The organism is Clostridium sp. E02 (assembly GCF_003833015.1).
GTDB lineage: Bacteria > Bacillota > Clostridia > Lachnospirales > Lachnospiraceae > Lacrimispora.
In genome coordinates this window covers 212,760-231,578 of record NZ_RJLQ01000003.1, presented here as the reverse complement: position 1 = coordinate 231,578, position 18,819 = coordinate 212,760, and the positions used below count along the sequence as shown (strand labels likewise).

The following is an 18,819-nucleotide window of genomic DNA, read 5'->3' as shown; positions in this document are numbered from 1 at the left end:
GTATAATGTTCTCAGACATAGTTTTTATCCTCCTTTGGAAATTTTGTTGTGGTAACTTAATTCTACCAAACGATAAAAACTATGTCTATTTGCTTATTTGAATTTGCGCAATCTATTATACGTCATCCAATTATTTCCTCCTTGCTGCTGATTCGAAAAATGCGAAATGTAAAACTGAAGTTAAATGAAATTTCGGAAACATTAGGTGACATTTTAAATGGTAATAGGGGAAATTAAAAAAACACTAATTTATGCAACAAATTGCAGAAATAATTGGTTATATTTACAACGATATTTTTGAATGTTATAATATATTCACAATATACAAACGTTTGTATCTAAATTAAATTGTATATTATGCTTGATCGAGCTGTGAACCGGACCGTATGCACTGCGCAATGCATATGAAACTTAACTGATTACATTCTTACATCAAAAGGAGATCGAAAATGTCAAAAGTAAAAAATTGGAAAACAATATTCCCTGCAATTTGCGTACCTATGAACGATGACTACAGCATTAATGAGGGGGAACTCAGAAAATATGTCAACTGGCTTGCCGGTTTTGATGAAATTGAGGGTCTTGTGTGCAATGGACATACTGGAGAGGTCACCGGATTAACCAGACAGGAACGAAAAGAAGTTGTGGAAATTGTGGCCGATGAGGTAGGAGACAGATTAACCATCATTTCCGGAATCAACTGTGAAAATACAGCAGAGTCCATTGAGATGGCAAAGGAAGTAAAAGAGGCAGGTGCTGACGGAATTTTACTTATGCCTCCTCACATGTGGCTGCGTTTTGGAATGCATCCAGAGGCACCTTTTAACTATATAAAAGACGTGGCAGACGGTGCAGACATTGACATTATTATTCATTTATATCCAGCCATCAGCAAGGCATTCTATCCGGTTGATACGCTGGTTAAGATGTGCAAAGAAATCGATCATGTAAAGGCGATTAAGATGGGAACCAGAGTAACACCATTATATGAAAACGATGTCCGTGTTCTGCGTAGAGAAGCACCTCACGTATCACTTATTACCTGTCATGATGAAAGCCTTATGTCTTCTTTGACATTCCCAGGCATGGATGGCGCATTAATTGGTTTTGCGGCATGTATTCCGGAATTGATCACCGAGGCATTTAAAGCTTATAAGGCAGGAGATTTCAAAAAAATCCATGAATATGATAACAAGATATTCCCGATCTCCAGAGCAATTTACGGCGGTGGTCAGCCTTCAGGAGAAGCTCATGCCAGAATGAAAGAAGCACTTTTCCAGAGAGGTATCTTTTCTTCCGCACTTATGCGGCGTCCCGTGCTTCCATTAACAAAAGAAGAGAAAGAACAGGTATCAGAGGGTTTGATAGGAAGCGGCTATACATCTAAAATAACTCTGTAAAGAGTTGACTCGGAGATGGTGACTGTTTTGGTTCCGTTTATAAGAGGGGATTGTAAACGGAACCTCTTAAGGTGGAGGTCAGTTTATGGAAGAAACGATTGGTACAGCAGCAGGATCATCAGATGCAGCGTTTGACAGCTCAGCAGTAAAAATGCTGCCGTTTCTTAAGTTAGTGAAAAGAATCGGTCCGGGACTGGTTCTTACCGGAATTGTATTAGGTCCGGGAGCCATCACAACTGCAGCTATGCTGGGGGCAAGATATGGATATAGGATAATATGGCTGTTTATTCCAATTCTGTTTATGGGGGTTACTTTTTTACTTACAAACTATCGGATTGCATTGCTTACTGGAAAGCCAATTATCCATGCGATCCGGCATTACTACGGAGGAGGGGCAGCAGCCTTTGTAGGAGTCGCTTCCTTTTTATCATGTATGTTTTTCACAATGGGTAACATATCAGGGTCAGGATCAGGAATGAATCTGATTTTTGGTATAAACTGGAAATTAGGTGCAATCATTATGATTACGATCACTCTATTCTGTTACCTAACAAAAGGCGTTTATTCCAAAGTGGAAAAAGGTATTACTATCTGCATCATCGGTATGATAATTGCTTACTATGCCACGCTGGTATCTGCAGGAGGACCATCTTGGGGAGAGTTTGGAAGCGGTCTTACTCATTGGTCATTTCCAGCAGGCAGCCTTGCAGCTGCTCTGGGATTTATCAGCACCAGTGCATCTGTTACCACAGGTGTATATGGTACATACCTGGGAAAAGAAAAGAAATGGGACAAAGAGGATTTGTTTAATGGCGCTATGATGGTTGACTCAATTACTCATATTGGGGGGGTTATCCTCATAAGTGGAGCTGTTATGCTGGTTGGTATCATTGTGCTGCATCCAGCAGGAATTGTAATTAAAAACCCGGCTGAATTAGGAGAGATGATGGTACCGCTTCTGGGCAAAGCAGCTTATACAGTCATGGGGATTGCACTTCTTGCGGCGGCATTTTCCTCGCTACTGGGTAACACCCATCGTACAGTTGTTTTACTGAATGCCGGTTTTGATAAACCGACGAATCTGGATCACAAAAGTATAAAAATCGGTTCTATGGTTGTACTTGCAATTGCTGCAGTTATTTGCTTTTCTTATAATGGATCGCCGACTCAGCTGATTTTATTTGCCAATATTATGACAGCTGTGGCGACTCCGGTATCAGGATTCTTTGTCTGTATGCTGATCTGGAATAAGGATGTGAATAAAGGGGGAAAACAGCCAAAAATATTAGGGATTTGCATGATAATCAGCTATCTGTTTTGTCTGGTTCTGACTATTTCAGCTCTTAATACAGTCATTCCAAAGTTCGCTGATTCCATTATGAAATTATTTACATGATTTGTAGAATCATTTTAAAAGTCTTCAGAGTCAGTATTGCCTCTGAGGACTTTTTATTACGGAACAATCTGACCGGTTGGGTTGACAAGAATTTTCTGTGTGGTATAAAAGAATGGAAGACGATTGATTATATATGGAAAGAAGATGGTTTATTGGCAACATTGAAAGATGTAGCAAGGCTGGCAAATGTAGATGCAAGCACGGTATCAAGAGCTCTGAACAATACTTCATACGTACATCCCGAGACAAAGAAAAAAATTTATGCTGCAGTAGAACAGTTAAGTTATAAGCCTAATCTGCTGGCAAAGGGGCTGAGGCAGGGAAAAAGACATACGATCGGCGTTGTTATCCCCGAAATCAATTTTTCCATATTTGGTGAAATGGTACAGGGTATAGAAATACAGGCAAGAAAGATGGGGTACAGCATTATTATATGCAACACAAAAGACAAGCAGGATGCAGAAGAAGAATGCTTAAGCAGACTGAGAAACGGGTTGGTAGACGGAATATTAATCGCTGCAACCGGACAGAACGGAAGGCTTTTGAGAGATATAAAAAGCAGCGGAATATCTGTGATGCAAATAGTAAGAAATCAGGACAACTTACTCAGCAGTGTTGTGGCAAATTATTATGCCTGCGGTTATGAAGCGGTTCAATACCTGTATGGTAAGGGGTGCAGGCATATTGGGTTTATTAACGGATCAATGGAAATAATCCCTTATAAAGAGCGGTATAAGGGATACCGGAAAGCCATTCGCGAGCTTTCTGCAGAAGGATATGTTTCTTGTACTGCGTACTCGCAAAGAGATTATTTTAAAGGTGGTTATAATGGAATCCTGGAGCTGATAGAAAAGGGGGATGAACTGGACGGTCTTATGGTAGCTGTGGATATGCAGGGGCTTGGCGCGATCAGAGCGTTAAAGGAGCGGGGAATAAAAGTACCAGATGAGATTAAGGTCATCAGTCTGACTGGACACTCCATCGGAGGGATGTTAGAGACTGCAATGACTTCCATGGAGGTTCCGGCAAAAGAGATGGGAGAAGAAGTGACAAAGATGATTGTCTCTGATATTGAATCGGAACCGGATAAAAAAAGCAGCCCGTTTCATAAGGTTTTTGAAGCTTCGCTCATAGAGAGAGAAACTACTTAGACCTTCAAACGGGCCAATGGATAAATTATTGGAGTTCGTTCTTTTTTTTCCTGATTTCCATAAAAGAATAAACCCTGCATGAACTACAAACAGCGAGATAAACTGGGAGGTGGATAAGCTTCCCACAGATCCTCTTATTAAATCACATCTTATACTGCATTGCAAAAGAAGCAGTAAGATTTCTTCTTTCTGACTATATACAAAATGGTCATATCTTTTTTTCTGACTCCTATTACCAACAGACGCTTCAATGAAGGAAGCTTTCTATGGAAACCCATGGAATATCCTTATATTTCTCTTTTAACAATCCGCCTGATTCATAATAAATTTTATCCGGAATCATGTTGATTTACCTCCTGTTTCAAACTAGTATACGGAGGCTGGGAGGTAACAACCCATGTAAAAATGCACAAAAAACTGACAGAAAACTGTATGATATTACAAAATTTCAATAACGAACATATAAAAGCAAAACGAACATATAAAGCTATTGAAAATCAATATCAATCATGTTAATATGGCATTGCAGAAACAAAACGAACATAAAAAACAAGCATTAAGATCAAAGGAGAAGGTAGTATGAGCAAGGTGAGCGAAACGACCAGAGAATCATGGATCATGAGCACGTTTCCGGAGTGGGGAACCTGGCTGAATGAAGAAATTGAAAGGGAGGAAGTTAAACCAGGCACTGTGGCAATGTGGTGGTTAGGCTGTACCGGAATCTGGTTTAAAACACCAGGTGGTTGTAATTTGACCATCGATTTATGGTGTGGAAACGGAAAGCGGACTCATGGAGACGGAAAAATGGCAGAAGGGCATCAGATGGCCAATATGTGTGGAGCCAGAAAGATGCAGCCCAATTTAAGAGCGGTGCCCTTTGTCATTGATCCATTTGCCATCAAAAAGGTGGATGGAGTTTTAGCAACTCATTATCATCAGGATCACATGAGTGCAGAATATGCGGCTCACGTGATTCAAAGCGGCATGACGACTACAGATGAAGAGGGGAATGAAATTCCAGTGCCATTTATCGGGCCTTTAAAATCCGTGGAGACCTGGATGAAATGGGGAGTTCCCAAAGAACGCTGCAAAGTGGTGCGTCCCGGTGACACCATTAAGATGAAAGACGTGGAGATCGTAGTCCTTGATTCCTTCGACAGAACCTGTCTCGTGACAACGGATTCCACAGGAGAGGACAGAGAGGAACTCACCGGAACCTGTCCCACTGATATGGATGACAAGGCAGTCAATTACTTAATCAAAACTCCGGGAGGAAACATTTATCACAGCGGTGATTCCCATTACTCCATTTACTTTGCGAAGCATGGCAAAGATTATAAGGTTGATGTGGCATTTGCTTCCTATGGAGAAAACCCTGTAGGGCTGGCTGATAAGATGACTTCCTGTGATGTGCTTCGCATGGCGGAGGCGTTAAAAAGTGATGTGGTCATTCCGATTCACTATGATGTATGGAGCAACTTTATGGCAGATGTTAACGAAATACGGGTACTTTATGATATGAAAAAGGACCGCCTGGATTACCGTTTCCATCCTTTCTTCTGGGAAGTAGGCGGAAAATATGTCTATCCAACAGACAGGGAGAAGAAGGCATACCACCATCCGAGAGGGTTTGAGGATTGCTTTGATGCTCCGCAGAATATACCATATAGGTCCTGTTTGTAGGCATTTGGGGAGGGTTAACCATGCTGTTAAGAGAATTTGTAGAATTGGGGCATTATAAATTTGCGGAGAAAGCAGCCACCTGGGAGGATGCGGTCCGGATGAGCTGTGAAACGTTAGAAGCGGACGGGACAGTGGAGGCAAATTATAAGGAAGAGATCATTGAATGTATTAGAAAATATGGGCCTTATATTATTATCATGCCAAATGTTGCTATGCCGCATTCGCAGGAAGGTGCACTGGGGGTGCACAAAACTGCAATCGGATTTATGAAGCTGAACAAGCCGATCAGCTTTGAACCAGGTGATGCGGATAAGGATGCAACGCTTTTCTTTACCCTGGCTTCCTGCAATCCCGAGCAGCATTTGAAAAACATGACAAGGCTATCGGAGCTTTTGATGAATGAAGGGGCGGTGAAAGCACTTTTAAGTGCGAATACACCAGAGGACTTGATCAAGATTCAGAACGATTATCTGGATTCATAATGGGGAGGGTTTCTTATGGAGGTTTTATTAAAGATTTGGTCGTATTTTGCAGTCAATGTATTACAGCAGCCAGCTTTTATGATTGGCTTGATCGTTATGATTGGTTATGTGCTGTTAGGAAAGCCCTGGTATGATGTTCTTGCCGGAGTCATTAAAGCAATTGTAGGATATCTAATTCTGACCGTTGGCTCGGGAGGCCTGGTCAGCAATTTCCGTCCTGTACTTGTCGGTTTAAAAGACCGTTTCAATATGAATGCCATGGTAATTGATCCTTACTTCGGACAGAACGCGGTAACAGCGGGAGTGGAAGAGGTGTTCGGCAAGGGATTTGGTAATGCTATGATTCTGCTTTTAATCGCTTTCATCGTAAATATTATCCTGGTTCGATTCAGCAAGGTGACAAAGTTAAGAGCCTTGTTTACCACAGGCCATGTTCAGGTGCAGCAGGCTGCCACTGCTTACTGGCTTATCCTCTTTGCCTGTCCATTTCTGTTAAATAATAATGCAGCTCTAATAACAGTAATGGCATTAATTCTGGGAGCATACTGGGCGGTTGGTTCTAACTTAACAATCAAGCCCTGTCAGGAACTGACTGATGGCGCAGGCTTCTGTCTTGCGCATCAGCAGATGTTCGGGATTGCAATTAATACTTGGCTGGCAGAAAAGCTGTTTGGCAAAAAGAAGAATGGTAAAGAAGTGAAAAAGATAGATGAAATCGAGCTTCCTGGTTTTATGTCTATCTTCAATGAAAACATGGTATGTACCTCCATATTGATGATCGTTTTCTTTGGAGCAATCCTTTGTATTTTAGGAAGAGACTATCTGGTGGAACAAGAGTTCATGAAAGAGGGAGCCAGCATGTTCTTCTATGTGATTCAGACCTGTCTTTATTTTTCTGTTTACTTGGCAATTCTTCAGCTGGGTGTCAGAACCTTCGTTACAGAACTGACCGCGTCCTTCCAGGGAATTGCAGATAAGCTTCTTCCTGGTTCTCTTCCGGGAGTTGACTGTGCTGTTGTATTCGGATTTGGTTCTGCCAATGCCGTACCTCTTGGTTTCCTTGCAGGCTTTGCTGGTCAGATCCTGGCGATTGCTGCACTGATTTTATTAAAGAGTCCTGTGCTTGTAATCTGTGGTTTCGTTCCGGTATTTTTTGACAATGCAACCATTGCCGTATTTGCCAATGAAAAAGGCGGAGTTAAGGCAGCTCTCATATTACCGTTCTTTTCCGGAATCTGTCAGGTATTCGGATCTGCCATCATCGCAGGCTGGGTTGGTATGGCAGCCTACGGCGGGTATTTAGGGATGTGGGACTGGGCAGTTATATGGCCGGTTATGACCGCAGCGATGAAGTATTTAAGCTATGCCGGAGTGGTGATTGTAGTAGCCGTTTTACTTGCAATACCTCAGATTCAGTATCGGAAGGACAAAAAAGGTTATTTCCTTATCACAGAGGATTACGAAGCCTATAAAGAATTAAAGGATATCAAATAGAAGGAAGGAGAATGAATATGTCAAAAGAAAATAGGAGCTTTATGGTTTGCTGTGCCAATGGGGCTGGCTCCAGTCTAATGATGAAAATGACAATGCAAAAGGTTCTTGATAAGGCAGGTATAAAGCCCACAAAGGTTCATCACTGCTCCTTATCAGAAGGAAAAACGGCAGCCGCTCAGTATGATGTTGTCTTTTGCGCACAGAATTTCGCCAGTATGTTTCAGGGTGCCAAAGAAAAAGGAACTCTGGTGATCGGTTTGAGAAATATCATGTCTCCACAGGAGATGGAACAAAAAATGAAAGAGAATGGAATTCTTTGATTTCAATCAAAACGAACATAAAATAAGTGACACAGGCTTCTGAACAGGCTATAATAAGGAAAAAGAATCATATCTTTATGAGTTGAGAGGGAAAACAATGAAAAAAGACAGAGCTTGTGTTGAGAACAGAAGAAACCGCATCCTGGAATTGATGAAGAAAAATCCTAGGGTGCGGGTGGATGAACTAGCGGAAGCACTAGAGGTATCACTTATTACCATACGAAGAGATTTGCAGTATTTAGAAGATAAGAAGCTTCTGGTCCGTACGCATGGAGGAGCCATCGCTTCCGGAAGCCCTTTCGATGAGGTCTCTTTATACCGAAGGCTGATCGCCGAATTTGCTGCTAAATTTGTGTCAGATAATGATACGGTGTTTATCAATACGAGCAGCAATGCATTAAAAATACTGGAATCCATTTCCTGTTCTAATGTTACCGTCATAACCAATAACGGAAAAGCGATTCACTGTGAGCACTCCCAGGAAGTGAATGTAGTACTGACAGGCGGTGAACTGCGCTATCCAAAAGAAGCGATGGTGGGAGATTTTGCGATCCGTAACTTACAGACGATCTATGCGAAGAAGGCATTTATCGGCTGCTCCGGAATCAGCGGGGAAAACGGTATGACAACGGAGATCTTTAATGAAGTCAGCATCAACGAAATGATGGTAGGTCATGCAACCCAGGATGTATACGTTCTGGCAGATCATACAAAGATCGGAAAAAACAGCAGCTTTGTAAGCTGTCCGATTGAGAAAATTAAGTATTTAATCACCGATGAGAAGGCATCTGCAGAAGCTCTGGATATAATCAGAGAAAAAGGGGTGGAAGTTTTTGTGGTCCACCGGTCAGATTTTTGAACCAATCATAGTGGAACAATGCCCGGGCTTCCATGTTGATTGCATCTTTTATGGAGGCAAATTTATGGAAAAGGCATATACCCTTGGATTATATGAGAAATCCATGCCTGCGTGGCTTGGCTGGAAAGAAAAGCTGGAAGCTGCAAAAGCTGCCGGTTATGATTTTGTGGAAATCAGTATTGATGAATCTGATGAGAAGTTAAACCGTTTATCCATGTCACAGGCAGAACGATTGGAATTAATCAATACAATGAAGATTGTGGGACTGCCGATCCGCACCATGTGCTTAAGCGGTCATCGCAAATATCCCCTTGGAAGCCAGGATCCGGCTGTGCGGGAAATGGGGATGGAGATTATGAAGAAAGCAATCCAGCTGGCCGATGATCTGGGGGTCAGGATCATCCAGCTGGCTGGCTATGATGTATATTATGAGGATTCAAACGAAGAGACCAAACAGTATTTTTTGGAAAACCTAAAGAAAGCAACAGAGATCGCAGCGCGCTTAGGTGTTGTATTGGGGTTTGAAACCATGGAAACGGAATTCATGAATACAGTGGAAAAATCCATGGTATATGTAAAGCTGGTATCATCTATGTATTTAAACGTCTATCCGGATATCGGAAATATCACCAACGCAGCCAAAACCTACGGGATCAATGCATTCGATGACTTACGTGCGGGAAAAGGTCATCTGGTCGCCATGCATTTAAAAGAAACTGTTCCCGGAAAGTTCCGTGAAATCCCCTTTGGTACAGGGCATGTGGATTTTGAAAGTGCCATTAAAACAGCCTGGGAACTGGGAATTAGAAAGTATGTAGCGGAGTTCTGGTACACTGGAAATACCCAGTGGATGAGAGATCTTTATGATGCCAATAAACGGATGACAGAGATTCTTGATAAACAGTGCAAAGAGGAGTGTGAGGAATGAAAGCAGAGAAAAAGGTGTTGGAGCATTTGAAAAAATGTTATTCTGTCGCTCCTTTATATTATAAAGGAAAAGAACATTTTCTGGTAGCGGCTGAAAAAGAAGATCCATGCCTGTTGTTTGACATGGACGGTAATAAAGTGGATACCATCTGGGACGGACCGGGCGGTACCATGTCCATGGTGCAGGTACCCGGTACAGACGGGCAGTTTCTTGCAACTCATAAATTTTATTCCCCCAATGATTCCAAAGAGGCAAAGATTGTTCTGGTAACTCCTGATGATTTGGGAAAGTGGCAGGTAAGGACCATTGCGGTGCTTCCCCATGTTCACCGCTTTGACATACTCAAAAGGGGAAAAACCAGTTATCTTCTGGCCTGCACCTTAAAATCAGGTCATGCGTATAAGGAAGACTGGTCAAGCCCCGGCAAGGTTTATGCCGCAGAGCTTCCCAAGGTTCTTGGCGGTCTTTGTGAATCCAGTCCTTTAAAACTTGAGGTCATAATGGAGGGACTGATTAAAAATCACGGCTATTACCGAGTGGAAGAAGATGGGATGGATACTGGGCTTGTGTCCTTTGAAGGTGGAATCCGACAATTTATTCCGCCTGTTCGGACCGGAGAGCCATGGGATGTCCGCAAGCTTCTTGGAACTCCTGCCAGCGATGCGGTTCTGGTGGACTTTGATGAGGATGGGGAAAAAGAACTTGCAGTCCTGTCTCCTTTCCACGGTGACTGTATTTCCATTTATAAAAAAACAGAGGGCAGTTATCAGAAGGTATATGAATATGAAAAACCGGCAGAATTTTCTCATGCAATTTTTGGAGGGGATTTATGTGGAAAGCCGGCTCTTGTGGTGGGACACAGGCAGGGGGAACGGAATCTCCTTTGCTTTACCTGGAACAAAGAGCGGCAGACATACCAATGGGAAATTCTTGATCAGGACTGCGGACCGGCTAGTGTCCTGCATCTGAAAAAAGATGGGGAAGATTTATTAATCAGTACAAACCGGGAAATCGATGAGATTGCCATGTACCTTGTGACAAACTCTTAGTCTGAAACGATTGTAAGTGTTTGAAAGTAGTGATATTATAGGAGTAACTTTATGAGCACTTGAATGTATTGAAATACATTTTGAGAAAGGAGAAGTACATGATACGTTTTGCTACCATAGGAACTAATTTTATTGTTCGAAAATTTCTTGAAGCTGCAGCTAAAAGCAGTGAACTTTTATATATCGCTTCGTATTCAAGGGATGAGGAGAAGGCAAAAGCATTTGCAGCAGAATATAGTGCATGTAGATATTGCACCGATTTAATGGGTCTTGCGAATTCAAAGGATGTGGACGCAGTATACATTGCCAGTCCCAATAGCCTGCATTTTGAACAGTCAATCTTAATGCTCTCTCATGGAAAACATGTGTTGTGTGAAAAAACAATTACATCCAATCAATTGGAACTTGACAAATTAATAGAGACTGCTGATAAAAACCATGTCGTATTATTAGAAGCCATGCGTTCGGTTTTTGATCCTGGATTTGCGGTGATACAAGATAATCTGCACCGATTGGGACTCATACGCAGAGTTAGTTTCCAGTTTTGCAAATACTCTTCTAGATATGACAATTTTAAAAAGGGAGTGATAGAGAATTCGTTTAACCCCTTGTTTTCCAATGGGGCTTTGATGGATATCGGAGTGTACTGTATCCACCCGTTGGTTAAGCTTTTTGGCTTACCTAATAAAATTATATCAGATGCTATCTTTCTTCATAATGGTGTGGATGGAGCAGGAACGATTCTAGCCAGATATGAACAAATGCAGGCAGAACTCATTTACTCTAAGATATCCGATAGTCATATTCCCAGTCAGATTCAGGGGGAAGATGGAACCCTTGTGATTGAAGAGATACCAAATCCATGTAAGATAACATTTTATGGAAAGAATGGAGAGACTGAAGTGTTAATGTCACGTGAGCCAGAATCCAATATGATTTATGAAATCAAGGAATGGATTGGGCAGATCAAGGGAGAGCGGGACTGGCATGAGTCGATGAGATCCTCACGTATGGAGCTTCAAATGATGGATGAAGTCAGAAGACAGCTATCTATAAAGTTTCCCGCAGATGAAGAGGAGCAATGGTAATGGTAACATTGAAGGATATTGCAAAAAGATGTGACGTATCCGTATCTACGGTATCGAACATTTTAAATGGGATACCAAAAGTAAGTGAAGAAACAAGGCAAAAGGTATTACAGGTAATCAAAGAAACTGGCTATCAACCCAACTATATCGCCCGGGGACTCCGCAAGAAAAAGACAAAACTAATCGGGATTATTGCAGAGGATATTTCACTTTTTTCCGCCCCTATTATTATTGAAAGTATTATGTCTTATTGCGAGGAAAAAAATTACAGAACAATTATGGTGAATCTACGTTTGTATGCCAGATGGAAGGAACAATGGTATCATGATGAAGAGGAATATTACTCTGTTTTAAACCCGGCGATACAGGAGCTTTTGTCTATTAAAGTAGATGGGATCATATATGTGCCGGGTCATGCGAGAAACATGTGCTGCTTCTCTGAGGATTTAAAAATACCGGCAGTTATGACATACGGATATACTCATACGCCCCGTTTTCCTTCTGTTGTAATTGATGACGAAAAGGGTGGATATGATATGACAGAATATCTTCTGAAAATGGGACATAAAAGGATCGGCGTTATCGGGGGAAGAAAAGACAACATCCATATGGATAAGCGGCTTTTGGGATATCAGAAAGCCTTGTTTGACCGGAAGATCTTCTACAATCCAGATCTTGTATGTTATGGAAGCTGGGATCGGGTATGTGGATATAAGGGGGCAGAAACCCTGATGAAAAAGAAAGTTACAGCAATTTTTTGCTTTTCCGATATTATTGCAGGTGGAGTTTATGATTATTTAGAAGAGAATGGACTAGAAGCACCAGAGGATATTTCAGTAGTGGGTTTTGATGATCAGATAATTGCTGAATATTTTCGACCAGCACTGACGACGGCTGCACTCCCGCTAAAAGAAATTGGGAAAAAGGCGGCGGAGTTATTAATTCAGACATTAGAGGAGCAAGTAGAACAAAAAGCGAACCAGGTTGAGGAAATTTCTTTTCCGTGTTCCCTTATTTTCAGAAAATCGGTTAAAAAAATTGTTATAGAAAAAATATAGGAACAAAATGGAAAGCAGATGTGGTGATTTTAAGCCATATCTGCTATTTTCATATCACATGATAGAAAGGTGAAAACGTAAAACGATTTATACATAAATTTAACGAGAAAAACATAGTAATAAAGTATAATAAAATAGAATAAGTGTTGTGTAAAATATACAAATGACACAATTTAAATGTAATATTTGTTGACTGTGCTTAAGTTCTGGGATATAATTCCAGTGAACAAGTAAAACGATTTACAAAAGGAGATGCATATCCTTAAAATGTTGTGAAACTGTAAGAACAGGAAAGGATGGTTTTCATGAAAATGTTTACTGACAGGAAAAAGGCAAGGGCATTCAGAGAATTTATGTATGTGTTACCATTTCTTCTTTTAGTTGCTGTGTTTTCGTATTATCCGTTATATGGCTGGGTTTATGCGTTTTTTGATTATAAGCCACCGTTTCCGCTTCGTATGGATCAGTTTGTGGGTTTCAAATGGTTTTCCTCCCTGTTTACCAATGATGTAAAGGTAAGGCAGCTGCTGGCTGTTTTAAGAAACACCTTTGCGATCAGTGGGTTAAGCCTTCTGTTTTCCTGGTTTCCCATGATTTTTGCTGTTTTTCTTAATGAAATCAAATGGAGACCATTTAAAGTATTTGTCCAGACAGCCACTACATTACCTAATTTCATCAGTTGGGTTTTGGTGTATTCCATTGCATACTGCGTATTTTGCAGCACGGGTGTCGTAAACAGCTTATTGATGAATTTGGGAATTATTCAGTCACCCCAGCTTTTTCTTCAGTCTGCAGATCATATATGGCTGAAAATGTGGCTGTGGCTTACCTGGAAGAATGCAGGGTGGGCAGCGATTATGTATATTGCGGCCATATCCGGGATTGATGAACAGATGAAAGAAGCGGCCAGAGTGGATGGGGCCACGAGAATGCAGATTATCTGGCATATAACAATCCCTGGTTTAATTCCCACATTTTTTGTATTGGTAATGCTAAATCTTGCTAATTTCCTGACAAATGGAATGGAACAATTCTATGTTTTTCAAAATGCCTTTAATAAGGACTACATACAGGTGTTGGATTTGTATGTTTACAACATTGCAATGGGAAGTGGGGGATATTCTCTGTCTACTGCCATTAGTATATTTAAGAGTATCGTAAGCGTATTTTTGTTGTGTGCAACAAATCAGGTATCTAAAATGGTCAGAGGGGAAGGATTTGTTTAATGAGGCAGAAGGGAGAAGCTATGAGAGAAAACGTTAAAAAACATAAAAGAAAACAAAGTTTTGAAGACCGTATGATTGATACCATTACCTGTATTGTCTATTTGTTTTTTACCTTTATATGTGTTTATCCGTTCTACTACATATTCATTAATACCATTAGTGCCAATGATTTAAGTGAAAGGGGAAAAATTCTTCTCTGGCCGATTGGGATCCATTTTAATAATTATGTTTCTGTTCTTAAGATCTCCGGACTGTTTACCGCTCTCAAAGTTTCTGTGGCCAGGACATTGGTAGGGACAATTGTTACGGTATTCATTGCTGCTTTTCTTGGCTATATGTTTACGAAAGAAACTATGTGGAAGAGAAAATTCTGGTATCGATTTGTAGTTGCAACTATGTATTTTAATGCCGGCATTATTCCTTGGTACATCACAATGCGAAATCTTCATTTAACCAATAATTTCTGGGGCTACATTTTACCGGTTGCAGTATCCCCCTTTTATATTGTTCTGTGTAAAACATTTGTGGAGTCTATCCCAAGGGAATTGCAAGATGCGGCGGAAATTGACGGGGCCGGTACACTGAAAATATTTGTTCAGATTATTACCCCTTTGATTAAACCCATCCTTGCAACGGTTGCAATCTTTACGGCTGTAGCGCAATGGAATGCGTTTCAGGATACGTTACTTTTGGTAACGGATAACCGGCTGTATACCTTGCAATTTACTCTTTATCAGTACATCAACCAGGCAAGCTCCTTAAAGGCACTCGCCAATAGCAATGCCTCCTCCGCACAGATGGCGGCAAGTCTGGCACATTCCCAGACTGCAACATCCATCCGAATGACCGTTACGATTGTAGTTGTGGCACCGATTATATTGATTTACCCGATTTTTCAGAGATTTTTTGTAAAAGGAATCATGATTGGTGCTGTGAAAGGATAATAACAATTGCAAATAGAAAGAAGGGAGCAGTGTATGAACGTAAAAAGAAGAACTTTAAAAATGCTGTCGGTAGCTATGGTGTCAGTTTTGGTGGCTGGATGTGGCAGTCCCGCAGCAAAACAGGGAACAACCGCCGCCTCTGACACAGGCAACTACGACGAACCAATGAAATTTGATATTTATGATGTTGCAGCAAATTATCAGGGGACTCAGACTGGGTGGTTTGCAAAAGTAGTAAAAGATAAGTTTAACATAGAACTAAACATGATATCGCCACAGGTAGCTGGGGATGGGATCTACCAGACCCGGTGCAGTACAGGAAATTTAGGAGATATTGTTGTGGTGGAACGCACCGATTTTACGGACTGTGTAAAAGCAGGATTAATTAAGGATATTACGGCGGATATCAAAAATTATCCTAATTTAATGGGGTATCAGGATCAGATCGATGTTTTAAATCAGGCATTGCCAGAAAACAAGGAAGGAAAAACCTATGGAATTCCCTGTCAGATGACCAATACATCACCCACCTCCTATTCCCAGGACGTAATTCAGTCTAGTCCGCTTTTGCGATGGGATCTTTATTCAGAAATGGGGTGTCCAGATATAAAGAATACGGATGAACTTTTAGATGTTCTGGAACAGATGATGAAGGCACATCCGACCAACGAAGCCGGAGATCTGGCTTATCCCTTCTCTTTGTGGTCTGACTGGGATGGTGGAGACGGAATGTTAGGAATCGCCAATGTCACACAGCTGACAACCTGGTATGGGGAAAAAATCAAAGGCTCCCTTCTTTTAAAGCCAGATAATACATTTATACCGGTTAACAGCAAAGATGGTACTTATTATAAGATGCTTCATTTCTTAAATGATGCAAACAGAAGAGGGCTTGTGGATCCCGATTCCGGTACCCAGGATTGGAATACGGCCTGTGATAAGATGAAAACGGGCAGAGTGTACTTAATGTGGTATAGCTGGCAGACGGGTTTTTGGAATACGCAGGACCGGTTAAAGGATGGCACCGCATTTATTTATACACCGGTTAAGGACCAGACCTATTATGCAGATGCAGATACCTATTATGGCAGTGGTCGTGTTTTTGCTGTAGGTTCTCAAGTAGAGGATGCCAAATATCAAAGAATTATGGATTTCCTGGATTGGTATGCAAGTCCTGAGGGCTTAACTTACGAGCATGATGGATTAAAAACATTTAACTATACCGTGGGCAGTGACGGAAAATATACATTAATAAATGATAATGCTTTGATGGACAATGTGATCGTACCGGACGAATTTGGAGGCGGCGGATACAACGACGGAAATAATGCAATCAATCAATGGATGGTGGATGCCATCAGTACAGATCCGTCTACCGGGGAACCATATAACAAAGATTACTGGAGTACTTATAAAGCAGCCACAATGACACAGATGAAAAAAGACTGGGCAGCTAAATTCGGTGCGGCAGAACCGGTTGATTACATGAAAGAGAACAAGATTCTTTTAATCAGCCCCAATGTGAGCGTGTCCCTTCCCAGTGATCCATCGGATATATCCATAATTCGCAATCAGTGCAGCGAACTGTTCAGTGATTATTCATGGAGAATGATTTATGCAAAGGATGACGAAGAGTTTGATTCTTTTTGGAATGAGATGTGCACACAGATGGATGGAATGGGATTTGATGATCTGGTTCAGTTTGATAAAGAAAAGTATCAGATCGAGCTAGACGCAAAAAAGGCTGTAAAATAGCAAAAAGTACTCATAAGGGAGGGGAAATCATGGATATAACGTCAATACTTCCGGAGGGCAAAAGCAACGCATTCTGGGAGCAGGAACAAAGTTATGAGCAAGAACTGCATGTGGACTGCAATCAGGCTGGAGCATTAGAGGAACGTGATGGAAGTATCCAAAAGCCCTTTCAGACGATAAATGAAGCAGCTGCAGCTGCAGTTCCGGGAACCAGGGTATGGATTCATGGCGGTGTGTACAGGGAATGCGTACACCCTGCCATGGGCGGAACCGGCCCGGATCGGATGATTTGTTATGAAGCCTGGCAGAACGAACCGGTTTGCATCAAAGCTTCCATAGAGGGAAAGAATTTCACCCCCAGCCGGGGCTGGAGATGGAACCATTTTTCTTCGGATGCACAGGAAGAAGGAGTTTCTATTTGGGAGATAAAGCTAAATCCAGAGGATTTTAAAGGATATAATCCATTTTGTGCAGTCAATATCCTTCATGACAGATTATTTCTGGAATATGACAAAACCGATATGACCACGTATCTAAACCGGCGTGGAATGGTTTTTTGTGATGGGAAGCCGTTGGTTCAGGTATCCCTTTATCATCAGTTAAGCGAACAGGAGAACGCGTATTGGGTGGAAGCCAATGGGCAGACCGTCCATGTTCGATTAAGCAAAGACGATGATCCAAAGAAACATCGGCTGGAGATTACATGCAGGGAACAATGCTTTGCACCGGAGATTCCCTTTTTATCTTATATCAAGGTGAAAGGAATTACCTGTGCACATGCAGCTACCGGTGCCCCAGTGCCCCAGAGGGGTTCCATCTCCTGTTTCAGGGGGCATCACTGGATTATCGAAGACTGTGAAGTGGATTGGGCAAATGGTGTGGGAATTGATATTGGGAATGAATGCTGGCATCATTCGGTGTCTGAGGATCAGATCATTGGAAATACCATAATACGCCGCTGCCGAATTAAAAATGCAGGGGTATGCGGCATTGCCGGATTATTTGCGCAGAATCTTTTGATCGAAGATAATGTGATCGAGGGTACAGGCTGGCAGAGGATGGAGCTGTCCTGGGAAGCAGGTGCCATAAAAATACATAATTGCAGGAATAGTCTGATCAGAAGAAATATTTTTACAAAGACATTTCGGGCAGATCATTTATGGCTGGACTGCAACAATGAGAATAATCGGATCACACAGAATTTGTTTTTAGATGGAATTGAGCAACGGGAGGCTGTTTTCATCGAATGCACCAGAGACGGTGTTAACTTGATTGATAATAATATATTCTGGAATGTGGAAGGCAGATTTGATGCAGAAAAAGTGATACAGGAACCTGGCTCATCAGGCTGGTATAAGATGGAAGAGGATGGAGTTGTAAATGGATATGCCATTTATGGCGAAGGGACAGACCACTTATATGTTGCTCATAATTTAATTGGAAGATGCAAAAGTGCGGGGTATTTTGCAAAACCGGTTGCATTTCGCATGCATGGAAATCTCAGGGGAGGAACATCAAGAGATGCCCATTTTATCAACAACATTTTCTACGAATGTGGGGAGGCAGCGATCAAAATGCCCACGGAGAAGAACCAGGCAGAAGGAAATCTTTATGTTTCTATGAACGGGGGATATTTGAGAATTCTATATCCGGCTCCTCCAAGTTGTCTAGATCTCCCTGCATGGCAGGAGTTTTATGGATTTGATCAAGAGGGACAGGAGGGAGCCTTTCAAGTTGATCTAGATACTGATTATTATACGCTGGTGTTTCGTTCTGCAGCTGAGTATCCATGGGAGACCATGTGGGGAAGAGAACGGCATCATTACGTGATAAAAATAGAAGATATTAAACCAGTAACAAAAGATTTGCTGGTATCCAATGATTTTTTCGGAGCGTTTCTTAGAAATGATACGTGCAAGCCGGGGCCTTTTGAAGAACTGGTATCCGGAAGAGTTTATCATATTGATCCAAGAAAACTGTGAAAAG

The 18,819-nt window shown here is 41.5% G+C and carries 16 protein-coding genes; all 16 read left to right on the top strand.

The genetic code is table 11. The features are described 5' to 3' along the window. Window positions 1-449 precede the first annotated feature (449 nt). The 16 genes from EFT72_RS03460 (at window position 450) to EFT72_RS03385 (ending at window position 18,815) form a co-directional block, all read left to right on the top strand. The gene (locus EFT72_RS03460; protein ID WP_124065512.1) at window positions 450-1,400 is read left to right on the top strand and encodes a dihydrodipicolinate synthase family protein; all 951 of its coding nucleotides are present in this window, start codon (window positions 450-452) and stop codon (window positions 1,398-1,400) included. Window positions 1,401-1,485: 85 nt separating this feature from the next. Next, the gene (locus EFT72_RS03455; RefSeq protein ID WP_124065511.1) at window positions 1,486-2,796 is read left to right on the top strand and encodes an Nramp family divalent metal transporter; all 1,311 of its coding nucleotides are present in this window, start codon (window positions 1,486-1,488) and stop codon (window positions 2,794-2,796) included. Beyond that, window positions 2,793-3,947, top strand: coding sequence for a LacI family DNA-binding transcriptional regulator (locus EFT72_RS03450; RefSeq protein ID WP_243109930.1), 1,155 nt, complete (start codon window positions 2,793-2,795; stop codon window positions 3,945-3,947). Before EFT72_RS03455 ends, EFT72_RS03450 begins: the two co-directional genes overlap by 4 nt. Window positions 3,948-4,526: 579 nt before the next feature. Continuing rightward, window positions 4,527-5,630, top strand: a complete 1,104-nt coding sequence (ulaG, locus tag EFT72_RS03445; protein WP_124065510.1) for an L-ascorbate 6-phosphate lactonase — start codon at window positions 4,527-4,529, stop codon at window positions 5,628-5,630. Window positions 5,631-5,650: 20 nt separating this feature from the next. After that, window positions 5,651-6,112 (top strand): PTS sugar transporter subunit IIA, encoded by a 462-nt coding sequence (locus EFT72_RS03440; RefSeq protein WP_206426601.1) that lies wholly within the window; start codon window positions 5,651-5,653, stop codon window positions 6,110-6,112. Window positions 6,113-6,127: 15 nt separating this feature from the next. Continuing rightward, window positions 6,128-7,606, top strand: a complete 1,479-nt coding sequence (locus EFT72_RS03435) for a PTS ascorbate transporter subunit IIC (protein WP_124065509.1) — start codon at window positions 6,128-6,130, stop codon at window positions 7,604-7,606. Between the two features lie 17 nt (window positions 7,607-7,623). Continuing rightward, window positions 7,624-7,926, top strand: a complete 303-nt coding sequence (locus EFT72_RS03430) for a PTS sugar transporter subunit IIB (protein ID WP_124065508.1) — start codon at window positions 7,624-7,626, stop codon at window positions 7,924-7,926. Between the two features lie 97 nt (window positions 7,927-8,023). Further along, window positions 8,024-8,785 (top strand): DeoR/GlpR family DNA-binding transcription regulator, encoded by a 762-nt coding sequence (locus EFT72_RS03425; protein ID WP_124065507.1) that lies wholly within the window; start codon window positions 8,024-8,026, stop codon window positions 8,783-8,785. 64 nt (window positions 8,786-8,849) lie between these two features. Continuing rightward, the gene (locus EFT72_RS03420) at window positions 8,850-9,713 is read left to right on the top strand and encodes an L-ribulose-5-phosphate 3-epimerase (protein WP_124065506.1); all 864 of its coding nucleotides are present in this window, start codon (window positions 8,850-8,852) and stop codon (window positions 9,711-9,713) included. Beyond that, window positions 9,710-10,762, top strand: a complete 1,053-nt coding sequence (locus tag EFT72_RS03415) for a hypothetical protein (RefSeq protein WP_124065505.1) — start codon at window positions 9,710-9,712, stop codon at window positions 10,760-10,762. Before EFT72_RS03420 ends, EFT72_RS03415 begins: the two co-directional genes overlap by 4 nt. A gap of 98 nt (window positions 10,763-10,860) precedes the next feature. Then, the gene (locus EFT72_RS03410) at window positions 10,861-11,850 is read left to right on the top strand and encodes a Gfo/Idh/MocA family oxidoreductase (protein WP_124065504.1); all 990 of its coding nucleotides are present in this window, start codon (window positions 10,861-10,863) and stop codon (window positions 11,848-11,850) included. Beyond that, complete coding sequence (locus tag EFT72_RS03405) at window positions 11,850-12,908, top strand: LacI family DNA-binding transcriptional regulator (RefSeq protein WP_124065503.1); 1,059 nt, start codon at window positions 11,850-11,852, stop codon at window positions 12,906-12,908. Before EFT72_RS03410 ends, EFT72_RS03405 begins: the two co-directional genes overlap by 1 nt. Window positions 12,909-13,213: 305 nt before the next feature. Further along, a complete protein-coding gene (locus EFT72_RS03400) occupies window positions 13,214-14,134 on the top strand; it encodes an ABC transporter permease subunit (RefSeq protein WP_124065502.1) in 921 nt (306 codons plus the stop codon). A 20-nt stretch (window positions 14,135-14,154) separates the two neighbouring features. Next, window positions 14,155-15,078, top strand: coding sequence for a carbohydrate ABC transporter permease (locus tag EFT72_RS03395; RefSeq protein ID WP_124065501.1), 924 nt, complete (start codon window positions 14,155-14,157; stop codon window positions 15,076-15,078). Between the two features lie 33 nt (window positions 15,079-15,111). Then, a complete protein-coding gene (locus EFT72_RS03390; RefSeq protein WP_124065500.1) occupies window positions 15,112-16,833 on the top strand; it encodes an extracellular solute-binding protein in 1,722 nt (573 codons plus the stop codon). A 29-nt stretch (window positions 16,834-16,862) separates the two neighbouring features. After that, window positions 16,863-18,815, top strand: coding sequence for a right-handed parallel beta-helix repeat-containing protein (locus EFT72_RS03385; RefSeq protein WP_124065499.1), 1,953 nt, complete (start codon window positions 16,863-16,865; stop codon window positions 18,813-18,815). Window positions 18,816-18,819 lie beyond the last annotated feature (4 nt).

Excerpts from the sequence above, each read along its gene's own strand:
- EFT72_RS03455 (WP_124065511.1), top strand. The coding sequence starts at position 1,486 with ATGGAAGAAACGATTGGTACAGCAGCAGGATCATCAGATGCAGCGTTT.
- EFT72_RS03430 (WP_124065508.1), top strand. The coding sequence starts at position 7,624 with ATGTCAAAAGAAAATAGGAGCTTTATGGTTTGCTGTGCCAATGGGGCT.
- EFT72_RS03410 (WP_124065504.1), top strand. The coding sequence starts at position 10,861 with ATGATACGTTTTGCTACCATAGGAACTAATTTTATTGTTCGAAAATTT.
- EFT72_RS03420 (WP_124065506.1), top strand. The coding sequence starts at position 8,850 with ATGGAAAAGGCATATACCCTTGGATTATATGAGAAATCCATGCCTGCG.
- EFT72_RS03390 (WP_124065500.1), top strand. The coding sequence starts at position 15,112 with ATGAACGTAAAAAGAAGAACTTTAAAAATGCTGTCGGTAGCTATGGTG.
- EFT72_RS03400 (WP_124065502.1), top strand. The coding sequence starts at position 13,214 with ATGAAAATGTTTACTGACAGGAAAAAGGCAAGGGCATTCAGAGAATTT.
- EFT72_RS03405 (WP_124065503.1), top strand. The coding sequence starts at position 11,850 with ATGGTAACATTGAAGGATATTGCAAAAAGATGTGACGTATCCGTATCT.
- EFT72_RS03440 (WP_206426601.1), top strand. The coding sequence starts at position 5,651 with ATGCTGTTAAGAGAATTTGTAGAATTGGGGCATTATAAATTTGCGGAG.
- EFT72_RS03385 (WP_124065499.1), top strand. The coding sequence starts at position 16,863 with ATGGATATAACGTCAATACTTCCGGAGGGCAAAAGCAACGCATTCTGG.
- EFT72_RS03415 (WP_124065505.1), top strand. The coding sequence starts at position 9,710 with ATGAAAGCAGAGAAAAAGGTGTTGGAGCATTTGAAAAAATGTTATTCT.
- EFT72_RS03435 (WP_124065509.1), top strand. The coding sequence starts at position 6,128 with ATGGAGGTTTTATTAAAGATTTGGTCGTATTTTGCAGTCAATGTATTA.
- EFT72_RS03395 (WP_124065501.1), top strand. The coding sequence starts at position 14,155 with ATGAGAGAAAACGTTAAAAAACATAAAAGAAAACAAAGTTTTGAAGAC.
- EFT72_RS03425 (WP_124065507.1), top strand. The coding sequence starts at position 8,024 with ATGAAAAAAGACAGAGCTTGTGTTGAGAACAGAAGAAACCGCATCCTG.
- ulaG (WP_124065510.1), top strand. The coding sequence starts at position 4,527 with ATGAGCAAGGTGAGCGAAACGACCAGAGAATCATGGATCATGAGCACG.
- EFT72_RS03460 (WP_124065512.1), top strand. The coding sequence starts at position 450 with ATGTCAAAAGTAAAAAATTGGAAAACAATATTCCCTGCAATTTGCGTA.
- EFT72_RS03450 (WP_243109930.1), top strand. The coding sequence starts at position 2,793 with ATGATTTGTAGAATCATTTTAAAAGTCTTCAGAGTCAGTATTGCCTCT.